The organism is Kluyvera sp. (assembly GCF_965301105.1).
In genome coordinates this window covers 1-14,846 of the sequence record NZ_CBDKZX010000089.1, presented here as the reverse complement: position 1 = coordinate 14,846, position 14,846 = coordinate 1, and the positions used below count along the sequence as shown (strand labels likewise).

The following is a 14,846-nucleotide window of genomic DNA, read 5'->3' as shown; positions in this document are numbered from 1 at the left end:
AGTGGGAAGGCGTGCAACATGCGAAAAAAAAGCCCGTACTTGCGTACGAGCTCTTTCTCAAAGATGGCGGTGAGGGGGGATTGACTCGCTTCGCTCGCCCCTTCGGGGCAGCCCGCTCACTGCGTTCGCGGTCTGTCCAACTGGCTTTCGCCAGTTGTCGAACCCCGGTCGGGGATTCTCATCCCCCCGCAGGCGTGCAACATGCGAAAAAAAAGCCCGTACTTGCGTACGAGCTCTTTCTTAAATATGGCGGTGAGGGGGGGATTCGAACCCCCGATACGTTGCCGTATACACACTTTCCAGGCGTGCTCCTTCAGCCACTCGGACACCTCACCATATTGTTTCGCTGCTCACCGTAGGTGGTCAACGGGGCGCTACTATAGGGAGTTGACCTGAAACGGTCAAGCATAATTTATGCATTCTTTTCCGTTCGGTTAAGCATTGAGCACTCCCCCGCGAAAAACAGCGGGGGAGTGGCGATTAGCGCTGGGAATCAAGCTGTTCGCTATTCTTCACCACATCCTGCGCTTTCGTGTAGCTTTCGATAAGCAGCTGATAGGCCGGGAAGACTTTGGTGTAAATCTCGGCCCATTCGGCGGCGTCCGGACGGTTCCAGGTCCGCTGCAGCTCGGAAGCGACGGCTGCGGTATCCATCGGTACGACACCGGCCTGGACCACACGGGCGAGCGTGATTTCCTGCGCCATTTTGCTGTAGGTGCCGGAGGCATCGATCACCGCAAACACCTTATAACCGTCAGCAACGGCGGCAATCGCCGGGAACGCCATGCAGACGCTGGTGATGGTGCCGGCGATAATCAACGTTTTACGGCCGGTCGCTTTCACCGCGGCGACGAACTCCGGGTTATCCCAGGCGTTGATTTCGCCTTTACGCGCGATGTATTGCGCATGCGGCGCGTTTTCATGAATTTCCGGAATCAAGGGGCCGTTTGGCCCTTGTGGTACGGAAGCGGTGGTGATCACCGGCAGCCCGGCAAGCGTCGCCATCTTCGCCAGCGCCGCGGCGCGTGCGCGCAGCTCAGGCATTGGCATATCGCCAACCGTCTGGAACAGACCGCTTTGATGGTCAATTAACAGCATTGCGGTATCATTCACATCAATAACCGGACGTGCACCGTTGAAATTAGCGGGAGTAGACATTCCTTTCACCTCTGTTGTTTAGATTTGACCAAAGCGGCCGGAGTTAAAATCGCGTACAGCTTCAGCGATTTCGGTTTGACTGTTCATCACGAAAGGGCCGTAACCAACAATCGGTTCATTAATAGGTTCGCCAGCCAGTACCAGCACTTTCGCATCGCTGTTGGCGTGCAGATGCACACGTTCACCCTGATGGCTGAATACCACCAGTTGCGCTTCCTGCACGGTGCTTTCACCGTTGACCGTGACGCTGCCTTCCAGTACCACCAGCGCGGTGCTCCAGCCATCGGGCTGCGTGAAGGTGGTCTCTTTATTCTGTTTAAGCTGCATATCCCAGACGTTAAGCGCTGAGAAGGTGCGGGCCGGACCCGTGGCATCGGCGTAACGTCCGGCGATTGCCCGCAGCGATCCGCTGTCGTCTGGCAAATCGACCACAGGAATGGCTGCGGCTTCAATGCTCTGATAGCCCGGCGCAGTCATTTTGTCTTTTGCCGGCAGGTTGACCCACAGCTGAATCATCTTCAGTTCGCCACCGCGATTAGCAAACGCCGCCGAGTGAAACTCCTGATGCAGAATTCCCGCACCTGCCGTCATCCACTGTACGTCGCCTGGGCCAATAACCCCGCCTTTACCGGTGGAGTCACGGTGTTCCACTTCGCCAGCGTAGACGATAGTGACCGTCTCAAAACCACGGTGCGGATGCTCGCCGACGCCGCGCTTTGCGCCATCTGCCGGGAAGCTGTGCGGCCCGGCGTAGTCGAGCAGTAAAAATGGGCTCAGGCTTTCGCCGTGCGACTGATACGAAAAGAGCGAACGTACCGGGAAGCCATCGCCCACCCAGTGCGGACGTGGCGCGGTATAAACACCTGTAATCTTTTTCATCTGTTTCTCCTGGGGAGTGAGCGTTGATGTGGATTAGCTTATATTCAGGATTAAATTCCCGGTAGATGGCAAAAATGGCCTACACTGTTGCAAAAATAGAACAATGGAGTGGATATGCAGGATCTCAATGATTTCGCGTGGTTTGTCCGCGTGGTCGATCACGGCGGTTTCGCGGCGGCGGGTAGGGCGCTGGATATCCCCAAATCGAAACTCAGTCGCCGTATTGCCCAGTTGGAAGAACAGCTCGGCGTACGTTTGATTCATCGCACGACCCGGCAGTTTACGGTGACCGAGGTCGGCCAGACCTTTTATCAGCACTGTAAAGCGATGCTGATTGAAGCAGAGGCGGCGCAGGAGGCAATTGCGGTGCTACAGGCTGAACCGCGCGGCAGCGTCAGGTTGACCTGTCCGGTCACACTGCTGCATGTTCACGTCGGTCCGATGCTGGCGCGCTTTATGATGCGCTATCCCGGCATACAGATTCAGCTTGAAGCCACCAATCGGCGGGTTGATCTCGTGGCGGAGGGCATCGATGTGGCGATTCGCGTTCGACCCAGGCCTTTTGACGATAGCGATCTGGTCATGCGTGTACTGGCCGATCGCGGGCATTGCCTGGTGGCTAGCCCGTCGCTGGTGGCGTCCTTGGGTAAACCCCGCTCGCCGGATGAGCTCAGCCGCTGGCCGGGGCTGAGTATGGCGGCCGGAAAGCATGTTCATAAGTGGTTACTCGGTGGGCCGGAAGGAGCAAAAGCAGAGGTCCATTTCGCGCCGCGCCTGATTACTGGCGATATGCTGGCGCTGCGCGAAGCCGCTGTTGCGGGGGTTGGCGTAGTGCAACTGCCGATCCTGATGGCCCGAGAGCAGTTGGCAAATGGCACGCTGGTTCGTGTACTGGACGACTGGGAGCCGAAACGCGAGGTGATTCACGCGGTATTTCCTTCACGCAGAGGGCTATTGCCAGCCGTGCGGGCGCTGGTGGATTTTCTCAGTGAAGAGTATGCGCAGATGACTGAGGAGTAATTTACCGTCGGCAGTCTGCCACCGGTAAATCATACATGGTGAAAAATCAGGGAATAACCTTGCTCGCGCCAGTGCTGTAACAGCTCCTGTTGCCGACGGGTTGGCGTGATGCCGGTCCAGACGATCAGCTGCTGTCCGGGAAACAGCTCCGGGCGAGGAGATTCCTGGGGTTCAGCGAGCACGGCAATATGCCAGCCTTGCTGAGACAGACGCCAGGCTTCAAGCCACAGACGGGTGCGGTCTTCGGTATCCCAGCCGATAAGCAGTGCATCTTTCCCTGCTTTTTTACGCGCTTCGGCGAGGCAGGAACAGACAAACTCAATCAGAACACCGTCAAGCAGGCTACACATGATGCGCGCGGTATTTTGATCGAGGCTGATGCGCTGGCGGACGGGGATAAAAACGTGGTCGATCAGGTCGCCAGAAGCGTGCTCGCGGCTCAGGGCGCGGATTTTAGCCCGCAGCTTGGCGGGATGCGCAAAGCGAAGCGCCGCCATCATTTCTTCCTGCAGCGTCAACCAGTCGTCGTGGGCCGTGACCTTACTTTGTTCCAGCAGGGCTTTCACTTTGCCCACCGGTACGCCGTTCTTAATCCAGCGTTTTATCTCTTCGATACGCTGGATGTCCTCCTCGTCAAACTGGCGATGCCCACCTTCACTTCTTTGGGGTTTCAACAACCCATAGCGACGTTGCCAGGCTCGTAGGGTGACAGGGTTGATACCACATCGTTCGGCGACATCGCCTATGCTGTAAAATCCCATTCAGCCCTCATCTCTAAGCTTGTACGTCTCGTGAAATAATTACGTATCGGTACCAATTGTACAATTTATAATTTATTGTACAGCTGGTTTTTAATCAAGCGAAGAGAGAAAAGCCCTAATATGGTCGGGATGTGAAGAGGAACAAATTATCTCGTTGATATAAAGGAGAAAATGATAGCCTTACGCCTGCCACCTGGCGGTGACAGGGGAACATATGCGGTTACAATTCAGTTTTTTTCTCAGGCCATGCCACGGCGGGGATGCCGTGAAAACAGGGGGATGCAAACAAATGGCCCTGGAATTCCGTGATGCCAGCTGACTCCAGCCACATCCACTCTTCTGCCTTTTCCACGCCCACTGCGGATACCCCAATTTCAAGCGAAGTACAGCATTTGATAATGGCATGAATAATGGCCTGGCGTGGCCCGCTTTTGTGTACATCCTGAATAAGGTCGCGGTTGATCTTAATTCTGTCGGGTTGAAATTGCGCGAGCAGCTGCAGGCCAGCGAATCCCGCGCCAAAGTGATCGATAGCGACACTTATCCCCGCGCCTTTCAACGCGCGTACCGCGCGGCTAAAGCCATCGAACTGGGAAATGGCTTCGCTTTCAGTGAATTCCACGATGATCTGCTCAGGAACGAGATGATTCTCGGCGATGGCCTGAAGCAATATTTCGACCGCATCCGGCACGTTGACCAGCGTCATCGGCAAAATATTGACGGACAGAGTGCAGTCGCCCAGATCCAGCGCCGCGGCCAGCGCAAAAGCCGTCTTTTTGCTATGTAAATCTGCCAGATAGATCTCATCGCTGCTCAGGCCAGCGAAATAGGCCTGCGGTGAGTCGCCAGAGGTGGTACGTAGCAGCGCTTCAAGGGAGATAACTTCACGAGCGAGAGGGTCGATGATCGGCTGAAAGGCAAAACCGCAGCTGGCCTCGGGGTTTAACTGTTGAGGAGAAAGGCGTCGAGTCCGTTCAGTCGCGATAAAATCCCAACTATCGGCAGAGGGGATTTCGAAGTAATTCTCTTTTTCGATGGCTTCCACGAAAGTCCGGAAAAACTGCAACGCACGATCGCGATAGGTCAGTTGATAGCGTGAGGTTCCCTTATCAAGAATAACTTGTAATACCTCATCCCTTCCGTGTTCGCGCAGATCGAAAAGCTCCATTCCCGTCATACCAAAGCGCCTTGAGGGGCTGTAATCGCAGAGAAGTTCAACCACATTGTAGTGACGGTTATCTGCACAGATAGCGTGATAAATCGCTTTTACGTTCTCTTCAGGGCCTTCAAGTAGCTGGAAAAAGTGGGTGCCGTTGAATAACAGGATCCCCGTTACATCTGCACGATTATTCTTGATATTGGCGTCGGCGACCATACTTTCGAGCGCTTTTACCGGGACATCATCACGAAGATGACTGCGGTAGATAATAGTGGTGAGCATGATTTTCCGGCATAGGAGGGGAATGTCCTCTAACCCTACCAGATTACGCTGCGCTTAACACATTAAATTAACATGGTTTTTACCTGTTAAGCATCTTATGTCTTTCTGGAAATAACTGAGCCCGCTGGCGTCAAACTATCCTCGTGATTTGGTGTACACATATTACGATTTATCTGATGCATTAAATGCCATTAACTATATGAAAATAAAAGATTAGCATTTTTTGTTAAATATGATTCGTTCGGTTGTACAGATTTTGTGTACAATTTTTTGTATCGTTTAATCACACACTGTTTATCTTTTACTTATCTCGTACAGGAGAAACACATGCAGCAAAATGGTTACATTTTTGATACGGCTGGTGCCATTGCACAGTATTTCAATAAGGCCAGCTTGCCAACGCAGCAGGAAACGCTGGGTCAGATTGTGGTCGAGATACTGCACGATGGTCGTCACCTTAACCGTAAAGCGCTTTGTACGAAGTTACTGAGTCGGCTGGAGAAAACCTCGTGCGAGAAGGAGAAAGGCCACTACAACGCGTTGATCGGTCTGCTTTTTGAGCGTTGAATGGCGTACTCAACCCTCGATCGCGGCTGCGAACGAGGGACAATCGAAAGAGAGAGCGTAGTAATGAAGCGAAGTGACATTGAGAAACTGACTGACGAACTTATTGGGCAGGCAGTGTTGTTATTACTCAAGCGTAAGGCGCCGGTAAACTCGATGGCTCTACTTACCGAACTGCGTTCTCTGCAGGCGATCGAAACCGACGCGAGTCGACGCCGTGTCTATACATCGGTCATTGCTGATATTGAGGCGGTACTGATGGATAAAAACCAGGAAACGAAGCAGCAAATCACGCGTGGACAGATGGAAGTGGTCCAATCGTTATCGGGTAAAAGCGCAAGCTTAAACTCAGGAAAGGGAAAAGTGCACTGAGACCTTACTTTTATTAATGGTGAAAAAAATGAACGCAGCAATGACTCAACAACCCGATATTTACAGCGCGTTACGCGATCATTCTCTGTCAGACCATTTTCGTCACTCTGGTGAAGTGCTGGCTGAAGAAGCGGTTGTTTTAGGTTCCATCATTCGCCATATTCTGATGCGGGGAGAATGTATTAATAATAAAAATATCATTTTATCCCTTGTACAGCGTTTGGAGGTTACCGAAGACATTGTTCAGGCCGACGTGATTAGAAATACGCTGGAGATTGTTGTGGGTCATACCATGGATGATATTTGAATATAAGGTTCGATAATCGTTAAATATTAAACGGTTGGTCAATAATTCATTATCGACCTTTCCCTGTTTCGCCTTCACTGGATAACTTCATCATGCGTAGAGACGACTATGTACGGACAAAGCATGCCGATTTTTGGCTTTCGGATAATTATCTCAGGCAGGGACTCGAGAGCATCTTTACCCAGTTCTCATTGGCGGATGACACAATTCGCTATGTGTTTTTAACCGAGCAGAGATACAGTGAAGTTCGCGAATATAATTATGATCTACAAACAACAAAAATAGTGTTACTGACCGATAGCTCATTCTTTCAATTTCTGAATAACGGGTCGATTTATCAATTTCCAATGCGGTCAAGCATTGAGGAATTGCAGCGGTTTGTTATTTCAATTGCTGATAAAACAGAAGAGCCGCGAATGTATAAATCGTCGGTTTCCTTAAGCCAACGTGAACGGCTGTTAATTGATTTAATTAAGCAAGGCAAACGGATCGCCGATATGAGTGAGCTGATGGATCTGCATATCAAAACGGTTTACCAGGCACGCCAGTCGCTGATGAAAAAAATAGGCTGTAGTGGGGCCGTGGATTTGATGCACAAACTGCACAGTGACATCTTCAAAAATTGGCTGGCGGAAAGTCACCGGTTGCATTGAGTTTGCTGCTGGCAGGCCGATGAATAAAAAAAGCCCGCGTACTGACGCGGGCTTTTTTTCATATCTGCATCGAATTACATACGTTCTACGGTTTCAATACCCAGGGTATCGAGGCCGAGTTTCAGCGTTTTCGCCGTCAGCAGCGCCAGTTTCAGGCGGCTATTACGCACCGCTTCGCTCTCGGCAGAGAGGATTGGGCAGTGCTCATAGAAGCCAGAGAACAGACCGGCCAGATCGTACAGGTAGGCGCACATCACGTGCGGCGTACCGTCGCGAGCAACCACGTTCAGCGTTTCTTCGAACTGCAGCAGGCGTGCGGCCAGTTGGGCCTCACGCTCTTCGGTAATGGTAACCGCGGCGTTAACGATCTCGCTTTCTTCCAGCTCCGCTTTACGGAATACGGACAGCACGCGAGTATAGGCATACTGCATATACGGCGCGGTGTTGCCTTCAAAGGCCAGCATATTGTCCCAGTCGAACACGTAGTCGGTGGTGCGGTTTTTGGAGAGATCTGCATATTTCACCGCGCCGATACCGACGGCGTTAGCCAGTTTTTCCAGCTCGTCTGCCGGCATATCCGGGTTCTTCTCTGCCACCAGACGACGCGCGCGCTCCAGCGCTTCATCCAGCAGATCTGCCAGCTTCACGGTACCGCCGGCGCGGGTTTTGAACGGCTTGCCGTCTTTACCCAGCATCATGCCGAACATGTGGTGCTCCAGCGGCACGGAATCCGGAACGTAGCCCGCTTTACGCACGATGGTCCACGCCTGCATCAGGTGCTGGTGCTGACGGGAATCGATGTAATACAGTACGCGGTCGGCGTGCAGCGTTTCGTAGCGATATTTCGCACAGGCGATATCGGTGGTGGTGTACAGGTAGCCGCCATCCTTTTTCTGGATGATGACCCCCATCGGCTCGCCTTCTTTGTTCTTGAATTCGTCAAGGAACACCACGGTTGCGCCTTCGCTCTCTACCGCCAGACCTTTGGCTTTGAGATCGGCTACGATACCCGGCAGCATCGGGTTGTACAGGCTTTCACCCATCACGTCGTCACGGGTTAGCGTCACGTTCAGGCGATCGTAGGTCAGCTGATTCTGGGACATGGTAATGTCGACCAGCTGACGCCACATTTTACGGAAGTATTCGTCGCCGCCCTGCAGCTTCACCACGTAGCTACGCGCGCGCTCGGCGAAGGCTTCGTCTTCGTCGTAATGTTTTTTTGCATCGCGGTAGAAACCTTCAAGGTCCGCCAGCGCCATTTCGCCGGCGTTGTCCTGCTGCTGCTTTTCCAGCCACGCAATCAGCATACCGAACTGGGTGCCCCAGTCGCCGACATGGTTGGCGCGGATAACCTTATGGCCCATCAGCTCAAGGGTACGTACCGCGGCGTCGCCGATGATGGTGGAGCGCAGGTGGCCCACGTGCATCTCTTTGGCGACGTTTGGCGCGGAGTAGTCGACCACGATGGTCTGCGCTTCCGGCTGCGCGATGCCCAGACGATCGCTTTTCAGCGCCTGAGTGACATGCTCGGCCAGGAAGGCGGGATCGAGGAAGATATTGATAAAGCCCGGCCCGGCGATTTCCACTTTATTGGCGATGCCATCAAGCTGGAGATGAGACAGTACCTGCTCTGCCAGTTGTCGCGGCGCCATGCCCAGCTTCTTAGCAACCGCCATCACGCCGTTAGCCTGATAGTCGCCGAACTGTACTTTTGCTGACTGACGAACCTGTGGTTCGCAATCGGCAGGTGCGCCTGCCGCAATCATGGCCTGACTGACTTTTTCTGAGAGAAGAGCCTGAATATTCACCGGAATACCTTACGTTTTAGACGCCGTCACCATGCTGGTTCAGCGCCGGGTGTGGATAAATTAAGGCGGGAGTATACTGCATTTGCCGGATGCCGTCAGCATTGGCCCAACGCCGCTTGAACAGGGATTAATCGCTTGTCCGCCTCATAGGTTGGTTCAGCGCCAACAACAGGGTAGATTAGCCTTTTCATTGATTAAGAGTAGGGCTGAAATGGCAAACTGGCAGACGATGGCACAGCTACAGGATATTTCTGCGGATCTCCCGCGCTTCACCGAGGCGCTCAGCGCGCTTGCCCGGCGACTGGGGTTGGATATTGCGCCGCTCAACGCTGACCACATTTCGTTACGCTGCCATCAGAATGCCACTGCCGAACGCTGGCGAGCCGGTTTCGAGCAGTGCGGTACGCTGCTGTCGGAAAACATTATCAATGGTCGTCCTATCTGCCTGTTCAAACTCGATGAGCCGGTCTGCGTCGCGCACTGGCAGTTTACGGTCGTTGAACTGCCGTGGCCGGGGGAGAAGCGTTATCCCCATGAAGGTTGGGAACATATTGAAATCGTCCTGCCGGGCGAACCGGCGCAACTTAACGCCCGCGCGCTGGCGTTGCTGTCCGATGACGGCCTGAGCCAGCCGGGTATTTCGGTGAAAACCAGCTCGCCGAAAGGGGAACGCGAACGCTTGCCCAACCCCACCATGGCGGTGACTGACGGCAAGGTGACGGTAAAATTTCATCCGTGGACGATTGAAGAGATCGTCGCCAGTGAGCAGGCAGTGTAACAATGTGAGCTAACGCGGGGTCTGTCGCACGGAACAGTGGCATGATCGGACGCTGGAGAAAAAGGGAGAGAGACATGGCATTGCTGGAGATCTGCTGTTACAGCACGGAATGCGCGGTTATCGCGCAGCAGAACGGGGCCGACCGCATTGAACTGTGCGCCGCGCCGTTGGAAGGTGGTCTGACGCCGTCGTACGGCGTGTTGAGAGCCACGCGCCAACGGGTGACGATACCCATCCATCCCATTATTCGCCCGCGAGGCGGTGATTTTTGTTATACCGACGGTGAGTTTGCCGCCATGCTGGAAGATGTTCGCCAGGTTCGTTCGTTGGGGTATCCCGGCGTTGTGATTGGCGTGCTCAACCCGGAAGGGCAGGTCGATATCCCACGGATGCGACAAATTATGGTAGCCGCGGGGCCGCTGGCGGTGACATTCCACCGGGCGTTTGATATGTGTGCGAATCCGCTGCAAGCTGCTGATGCACTGGCGGAATTAGGTGTCGCCCGCATACTGACTTCGGGGCAACAGCCATCGGCGGAAAAAGGTATTTCATTAATTCGGGAACTAATCGCCCGTAACGATACTCCAACCATTATGGCGGGTGCAGGAGTAAGAGCGAGCAACCTTACGCTCTTCCTGGAAGCAGGCGTCAAAGAAGTGCACAGTTCAGCGGGGCAATGGCTGCCCTCCGACATGCGTTATCGCAACCCCGGATTGTCAATGTCAACGGATCCTGAAGCTGATGAGTATTCGCGTTATGCCGTCGACGGCGCGGCAGTGGCCGCAATGAAAGCGATCATCACGCAGCATGAGTAGCTAACGTTTTTTACCGCGCGTCATATCGCCCAATATGATGCTTGCTTGTACCAGGCCCCTGCCCATTAAACAGGGGCCTTTTTTTCTCCGTCATATTTCAACCTGCCACTGCGTTGGCTTTCCTCGCTCGCCCCAGTCACGTACTGATGTACGCTCCAGGGGACTCGCTGCGTCGCCGCCTTGTTGCAGGCTGAAATATTTAGGAGAAAATGTGCCTGGGAACGGAAAATAGGGTTATGGCTTCCGGGCAATCAGCACCGCGCGCAGCGGGGCGGGATAGCCCTCCACCGTTTTGCTCGGGTCGTTCGGGTCAAGGAAGTCAGCCAGCGACTCGGTCACCATCCACTCAGTGCGGCGCTGCTCTTCGGTGGTGGTCACGCTCATATCAGCGATGCGTACGTCGACAAAGCCGCACTTCTCGAGCCAGTTTTTCAGCGCCAGCGCGGACGGAATAAAATAGACGTTACGCATTTGCGCGTAGCGGTCGCCCGGCACCAGCACCGTATTCTCGTCGCCTTCCACCACCAGCGTTTCCAGTACCAGCTCACCCTCGCTGACCAGCTGATCTTTCAACTGCCAGATATGCTCCAGCGGCGAGCGGCGGTGGTACAACACCCCCATTGAAAAGACGGTATCAAACGCTTTCAGCGCCGGAAGCTGCTCGATACCCAGCGGCAGCAGGTGCGCGCGCTGATCGTTACCCAACAGCTTACGGACCGCTTCAAACTGGCACAGGAACAGTTGGGTCGGGTCGATACCGACTGCCAGATGCGCGCCTGCGCCAATCATGCGCCACAGGTGATAACCGCTGCCGCAACCGACGTCGAGAATGGTACGTCCACTCAGGTCAGACAGATGCGGTAATACGCGCTCCCATTTCCAGTCGGAGCGCCATTCGGTGTCGATGTTAACGCCATACAGTGAAAACGGCCCTTTACGCCATGGCATCAGATTACGCATCAAGGTATCAATGCGTTTACGCTGGCCTTCACTCAGCGGCGTTTCGCTTTCCGCGGTGACACTGTGCAGCAGGTCGAGCTTCCACGGCTGAATTTCTGGCAGAAATTCAACGGCATTGGCCCATTGCTTAAACAGACCGTGCTGATCGCGCTGCCAGGCGCCAATCTGCGCGGGCAGCGTTTCCAGCCAGTGGGAGAGCGGGCTTTTCGCGATTAACTGATAAAAATTGCCGAACTCGATCATGCCGGGGTTCCTGCCTTCAGTGCCACCAGGGAGCCAAAGTTAAAGCACTGGAACCACAGCTCGCTGTGTTCGAAACCGGCTTCGCGCAGACGCGCTTTGTGCACTTCAACGGAGTCGGTCAGCATGACGTTTTCCAGCATGCTGCGCTTCTGGCTGATTTCCAGCTCGCTATAGCCGTTGGCGCGCTTAAAGTCATGGTGCATGTTAAACAGCAATTCGCCGACGGTCGCGTCTTCGAAGCTGAACTTCTCTGACAGCACCAACGCGCCGCCAGGGTTGAGCCCCTGATAAATTTTGTTCAATAACGCCTGACGTTCAGCGGGTTCAAGGAACTGCACGGTAAAGTTCAGCACCACCATGGAGGCGTTGTGAATTTCAATATCGCGAATGTCACCTTCAATCACCTCGACCGGGGTCGGCGCTTTGTAGGCGTCGATATGGCGGCGGCAGCGTTCAATCATCGCGGGAGAGTTGTCGACGGCGATAATACGGCAGTCGTTATAGGCGATGTTACGGCGTACGGAGAGGGTGGCCGCACCCAGCGAGCATCCCAGATCGTAGACCTGCGTGCCGGGCTGCACAAAGCGCTCGGCCAGCATGCCAATCATCGAGATAATATTCGAGTAGCCCGGTACGGAACGTTGGATCATATCCGGGAAGACTTCGGCTACCCGTTCGTCGAAAGTCCAGTCGCCAAGATGGGCGATCGGGGCAGAAAATAGCGTGTCGCGGTCAGACATAAGGTGAAATCCGGAAAAATAAAAACGGCGTATTGTGCGCTAATGAAGGGAGAAAACCAACTCCCACGGCATATACCAGAGGTTCGCCAGCACCATTAGCAACAGCGAAATGTAGGTTGCGCTCATGCCGGAGCGCCGCCAACGGAAGAGGCGATGATGGAATCCATAATAGTGCATCAGCCGCCCGGCCAGCAGCAACAGGCCGCAAATGTGCACCATCCAGGTCTCAGCGCCGTTCATTTCCATAAACAGCAGCAGTACCACGCCAATGGGGATGTATTCCACCGCGTTGCCGTGAATGCGGATGGCGCTCTGCAGCTCGCTAAAGCCGCCGTCACCGTAGGCAACGCGGTACAGCATACGCAGGCGAACGACATCAAAGGAAAACTTTATCAGCAACAATGCCGCCAGCACGGCATACAACGCGCTAACCATACAAACTCCCTTTCTGTTGGCAGATGGCACTCATTATCATAGGTAGGAACGTCAGAAAAGAGAAGATTGTTGTGGTATTGCCGGCGCCTCGCCGAGGTCGGGAAGGGCGGCGCGCAGCGTATTCCACAAAGCGTCTACCAGCTCGGGCGCCTGGGCGATATCCGGCGTATGCAGGAACAAATAGGGCGTGGCGGTTTGCTGCCATAGCGGCAATTTTTCCAGCCACGGTGTAAACATCGCCAGATTTTGCGCCATATTATCGCTGCCGATAAAGCGCACCATCGGCTGCCCGGCGGTGACCACAGCGTGCACCGGCACTTTCGGCTTTTTACGCTGTGCCTCGATGATAGCTTCATTGTGCGGGATCGCGGCATGCACCGGGCGGCTGTCGAGAATCACGCGATTCACCCCGCGTTCGTGCAGGCCACGATTAAGCTGCCGTTCTTCATCCCCTTTACTGAAAAAGCCAGGATGACGAACTTCCACGCCGTAATGGAAATCTTTCGGCAGGCTGTCGAGGAAAGCCCATAGTGCGGGGAGGTCGCGCGGCCCAAAGGTCGCGGGAAGCTGTAACCAGTACTGGCCAATCCGCCCGGCGAGCGGCGATAGCCGCTGGAAAAATTCCAGCGTGAGATCGTCACACTGGCGCAGCGCTGCCTGATGCGAAATGGTCGCCGGAAACTTAAAGCAGAAACGGAAGTTATCGTCCGTCTGCGCCTGCCAGCGGGCGACGATCTCGGCTTTTGGCAGCGCGTACAGCGTTGTGTTGCCCTCTACGCAATTGAAGAAGCGAGCATACTGTTCAAGGCTGGTAATACCCAGTCGCCCCCATTTCGGGTGCGACCATTGGGGAAGCCCTAGATAAATCATAAGGCGGCCAGGATCTCCTCGGTGCTGCGAACCCGGGCGATGCGCGGGAAAATGTGCGTCATGCTGCCCTGATGCTGTTCAGCGGAAGCGGCGCTGCACGCGTCTTCGGCGATGATCAGATTAAAGCCCAGTTCCCAGGCGTTACGCGCGGTCGACTCGACGCCGATGTTGGTCGAAATGCCGCACAGAATAATGGTGTCAATGCCGCGACGACGCAGCTGCATCTCAAGATCGGTGCCGTAGAAGGCGCCCCACTGGCGTTTGGTCACTTCAATATCGCTGTCCTGTTTACCCAGTTCCGCCGGGTAGGTCCACCAGTTGTCCGACAGCGCTTTTGCCGGGGCCTGCGCGTCAACCGGTTGTTTTAACGCTTCGGCAAAGTCGGCGGACCAGCCCACGCGAACCATCACCACCGGCGCAGAGGCGGCGCGGCATTTTTCGGCTAAACGCGCGGCGCGTGCTACGACGTCGCTCGCGGTATGCGGGCCGCCGGCGAACGGCAGAATACCTTCCTGCAAGTCAATGACGACAAGAGCGGTTTTGTTTGCGACTAAATTCAGCATGGTTTTTCCTCTGTAAGCGGGCTGTCGGGGGCATACCTTACAATCGTCGCCAGGTGATCGAATGGATAATTATTGTTAATTTTTGTGAGCGTAAGCAATAAGCGTTCAGCAAACAGGCGTATAAACCGCACTGGGCTTATCGTCAGCGAGAATTTCCAGTATAATAGCCCCCTTTTTTCATCCAGTAGTGACATTCAGCTAAAGCTGCGACAGTAACGCCTGCAGGGCAGGCGACAATCCGCCGACGGCTAAGTTAAGGGATATCTCATGCGTACAGAATATTGCGGACAGCTTCGACAGTCCCACGTTGGGCAGCAGGTGACTCTGTGTGGTTGGGTCAACCGCCGTCGTGATCTCGGTAGCCTCATTTTTATCGATATGCGCGACCGTGAAGGCATCGTACAGGTGTTCTTCGATCCGGACCGTGCGGATGCGTTGAAGTTAGCCTCTGAACTGCGTAATGAGTTCTGCATTCAGGT

The 14,846-nt window shown here is 54.4% G+C and carries 18 protein-coding genes and 1 tRNA gene; 8 read left to right on the top strand and 11 right to left on the bottom strand.

Translation table 11 applies throughout. The features are described from left to right. Nucleotides 1–247: 247 nt before the first annotated feature. From ACW14G_RS19915 to ACW14G_RS19905, 3 genes are all read right to left on the bottom strand, one after another. Nucleotides 248–335, bottom strand: a tRNA-Ser gene (locus ACW14G_RS19915). A 145-nt stretch (nucleotides 336–480) separates the two neighbouring features. Continuing rightward, the gene (locus ACW14G_RS19910) at nucleotides 481–1,158 is read right to left on the bottom strand and encodes an isochorismatase family protein (RefSeq protein WP_163447956.1); all 678 of its coding nucleotides are present in this window, start codon (nucleotides 1,156–1,158) and stop codon (nucleotides 481–483) included. Between the two features lie 18 nt (nucleotides 1,159–1,176). Beyond that, on the bottom strand, nucleotides 1,177–2,037 hold the full coding sequence (locus ACW14G_RS19905) for a pirin family protein (RefSeq protein ID WP_167575559.1): 861 nt from the start codon (nucleotides 2,035–2,037) through the stop codon (nucleotides 1,177–1,179). A 114-nt stretch (nucleotides 2,038–2,151) separates the two neighbouring features. On the opposite strand from ACW14G_RS19905, the gene ACW14G_RS19900 reads away from it, so the two are divergent. Further along, entirely contained in the window at nucleotides 2,152–3,057 is a 906-nt protein-coding gene (locus ACW14G_RS19900) for a LysR family transcriptional regulator (protein WP_249023096.1), read from the top strand. Between the two features lie 29 nt (nucleotides 3,058–3,086). Here the strand turns inward: ACW14G_RS19900 and ACW14G_RS19895 are convergent, their stop codons facing one another. Continuing rightward, nucleotides 3,087–3,818: a MerR family transcriptional regulator gene (locus tag ACW14G_RS19895; protein WP_167575561.1), complete on the bottom strand. Its 732-nt coding sequence runs from the start codon at nucleotides 3,816–3,818 to the stop codon at nucleotides 3,087–3,089. A 220-nt stretch (nucleotides 3,819–4,038) separates the two neighbouring features. After that, nucleotides 4,039–5,259, bottom strand: a complete 1,221-nt coding sequence (locus ACW14G_RS19890; RefSeq protein WP_249023097.1) for a diguanylate phosphodiesterase — start codon at nucleotides 5,257–5,259, stop codon at nucleotides 4,039–4,041. Nucleotides 5,260–5,586: 327 nt separating this feature from the next. On the opposite strand from ACW14G_RS19890, the gene ycgZ reads away from it, so the two are divergent. The 4 genes from ycgZ to ACW14G_RS19870 all read left to right on the top strand — a co-directional run bounded on the left by ycgZ (nucleotide 5,587) and on the right by ACW14G_RS19870 (nucleotide 7,155). Continuing rightward, the gene (gene ycgZ / locus ACW14G_RS19885; RefSeq protein WP_163447961.1) at nucleotides 5,587–5,826 is read left to right on the top strand and encodes a regulatory protein YcgZ; all 240 of its coding nucleotides are present in this window, start codon (nucleotides 5,587–5,589) and stop codon (nucleotides 5,824–5,826) included. Between the two features lie 63 nt (nucleotides 5,827–5,889). Continuing rightward, on the top strand, nucleotides 5,890–6,195 hold the full coding sequence (locus tag ACW14G_RS19880; RefSeq protein WP_163447962.1) for a hypothetical protein: 306 nt from the start codon (nucleotides 5,890–5,892) through the stop codon (nucleotides 6,193–6,195). Nucleotides 6,196–6,223: 28 nt separating this feature from the next. Further along, entirely contained in the window at nucleotides 6,224–6,502 is a 279-nt protein-coding gene (locus tag ACW14G_RS19875; protein WP_411908111.1) for a biofilm development regulator YmgB/AriR family protein, read from the top strand. A gap of 92 nt (nucleotides 6,503–6,594) precedes the next feature. Next, a complete protein-coding gene (locus ACW14G_RS19870; RefSeq protein ID WP_163447963.1) occupies nucleotides 6,595–7,155 on the top strand; it encodes a LuxR C-terminal-related transcriptional regulator in 561 nt (186 codons plus the stop codon). A gap of 74 nt (nucleotides 7,156–7,229) precedes the next feature. Here ACW14G_RS19870 and argS read toward each other — a convergent pair whose 3' ends face one another. After that, complete coding sequence (gene argS, locus ACW14G_RS19865; protein ID WP_163447964.1) at nucleotides 7,230–8,963, bottom strand: arginine--tRNA ligase; 1,734 nt, start codon at nucleotides 8,961–8,963, stop codon at nucleotides 7,230–7,232. A gap of 211 nt (nucleotides 8,964–9,174) precedes the next feature. Here argS and ACW14G_RS19860 point away from each other — a divergent pair, with 211 nt between their 5' ends. Beyond that, on the top strand, nucleotides 9,175–9,741 hold the full coding sequence (locus ACW14G_RS19860) for a VOC family protein (RefSeq protein WP_167575563.1): 567 nt from the start codon (nucleotides 9,175–9,177) through the stop codon (nucleotides 9,739–9,741). A 74-nt stretch (nucleotides 9,742–9,815) separates the two neighbouring features. Beyond that, nucleotides 9,816–10,556 carry a copper homeostasis protein CutC gene (gene cutC, locus ACW14G_RS19855; protein WP_163447966.1) on the top strand — a complete coding sequence of 247 codons (741 nt, stop codon included), beginning with the start codon at nucleotides 9,816–9,818 and terminating at the stop codon, nucleotides 10,554–10,556. 234 nt (nucleotides 10,557–10,790) lie between these two features. Here cutC and cmoB read toward each other — a convergent pair whose 3' ends face one another. From cmoB to ACW14G_RS19830, 5 genes are read right to left on the bottom strand one after another with little or no spacing between them, the layout of a single operon-like run. Further along, complete coding sequence (gene cmoB, locus ACW14G_RS19850; protein WP_163447967.1) at nucleotides 10,791–11,759, bottom strand: tRNA 5-methoxyuridine(34)/uridine 5-oxyacetic acid(34) synthase CmoB; 969 nt, start codon at nucleotides 11,757–11,759, stop codon at nucleotides 10,791–10,793. Next, a complete protein-coding gene (gene cmoA / locus ACW14G_RS19845; RefSeq protein ID WP_167575565.1) occupies nucleotides 11,756–12,499 on the bottom strand; it encodes a carboxy-S-adenosyl-L-methionine synthase CmoA in 744 nt (247 codons plus the stop codon). Before cmoA ends, cmoB begins: the two co-directional genes overlap by 4 nt. A gap of 39 nt (nucleotides 12,500–12,538) precedes the next feature. Further along, nucleotides 12,539–12,934, bottom strand: coding sequence for an MAPEG family protein (locus tag ACW14G_RS19840; protein ID WP_064544680.1), 396 nt, complete (start codon nucleotides 12,932–12,934; stop codon nucleotides 12,539–12,541). A gap of 51 nt (nucleotides 12,935–12,985) precedes the next feature. Beyond that, nucleotides 12,986–13,804 carry a DUF72 domain-containing protein gene (locus ACW14G_RS19835; RefSeq protein WP_249023098.1) on the bottom strand — a complete coding sequence of 273 codons (819 nt, stop codon included), beginning with the start codon at nucleotides 13,802–13,804 and terminating at the stop codon, nucleotides 12,986–12,988. Continuing rightward, nucleotides 13,801–14,367, bottom strand: a complete 567-nt coding sequence (locus ACW14G_RS19830; RefSeq protein WP_249023099.1) for a hydrolase — start codon at nucleotides 14,365–14,367, stop codon at nucleotides 13,801–13,803. Before ACW14G_RS19830 ends, ACW14G_RS19835 begins: the two co-directional genes overlap by 4 nt. Nucleotides 14,368–14,634: 267 nt before the next feature. Between ACW14G_RS19830 and ACW14G_RS19825 the strand changes: the two genes are divergently transcribed. Continuing rightward, a partial coding sequence (locus ACW14G_RS19825) for an OB-fold nucleic acid binding domain-containing protein (RefSeq protein WP_340837233.1) occupies nucleotides 14,635–14,846 on the top strand: 212 nt, incomplete at its 3' end.

Coding starts and splice junctions, on each gene's coding strand:
- ACW14G_RS19910 (WP_163447956.1), bottom strand. CDS start 1,158: ATGTCTACTCCCGCTAATTTCAACGGTGCACGTCCGGTTATTGATGTG.
- ACW14G_RS19905 (WP_167575559.1), bottom strand. CDS start 2,037: ATGAAAAAGATTACAGGTGTTTATACCGCGCCACGTCCGCACTGGGTG.
- ACW14G_RS19900 (WP_249023096.1), top strand. CDS start 2,152: ATGCAGGATCTCAATGATTTCGCGTGGTTTGTCCGCGTGGTCGATCAC.
- ACW14G_RS19895 (WP_167575561.1), bottom strand. CDS start 3,818: ATGGGATTTTACAGCATAGGCGATGTCGCCGAACGATGTGGTATCAAC.
- ACW14G_RS19890 (WP_249023097.1), bottom strand. CDS start 5,259: ATGCTCACCACTATTATCTACCGCAGTCATCTTCGTGATGATGTCCCG.
- ycgZ (WP_163447961.1), top strand. CDS start 5,587: ATGCAGCAAAATGGTTACATTTTTGATACGGCTGGTGCCATTGCACAG.
- ACW14G_RS19880 (WP_163447962.1), top strand. CDS start 5,890: ATGAAGCGAAGTGACATTGAGAAACTGACTGACGAACTTATTGGGCAG.
- ACW14G_RS19875 (WP_411908111.1), top strand. CDS start 6,224: ATGAACGCAGCAATGACTCAACAACCCGATATTTACAGCGCGTTACGC.
- ACW14G_RS19870 (WP_163447963.1), top strand. CDS start 6,595: ATGCGTAGAGACGACTATGTACGGACAAAGCATGCCGATTTTTGGCTT.
- ACW14G_RS19860 (WP_167575563.1), top strand. CDS start 9,175: ATGGCAAACTGGCAGACGATGGCACAGCTACAGGATATTTCTGCGGAT.
- cutC (WP_163447966.1), top strand. CDS start 9,816: ATGGCATTGCTGGAGATCTGCTGTTACAGCACGGAATGCGCGGTTATC.
- cmoB (WP_163447967.1), bottom strand. CDS start 11,759: ATGATCGAGTTCGGCAATTTTTATCAGTTAATCGCGAAAAGCCCGCTC.
- cmoA (WP_167575565.1), bottom strand. CDS start 12,499: ATGTCTGACCGCGACACGCTATTTTCTGCCCCGATCGCCCATCTTGGC.
- ACW14G_RS19840 (WP_064544680.1), bottom strand. CDS start 12,934: ATGGTTAGCGCGTTGTATGCCGTGCTGGCGGCATTGTTGCTGATAAAG.
- ACW14G_RS19835 (WP_249023098.1), bottom strand. CDS start 13,804: ATGATTTATCTAGGGCTTCCCCAATGGTCGCACCCGAAATGGGGGCGA.
- ACW14G_RS19830 (WP_249023099.1), bottom strand. CDS start 14,367: ATGCTGAATTTAGTCGCAAACAAAACCGCTCTTGTCGTCATTGACTTG.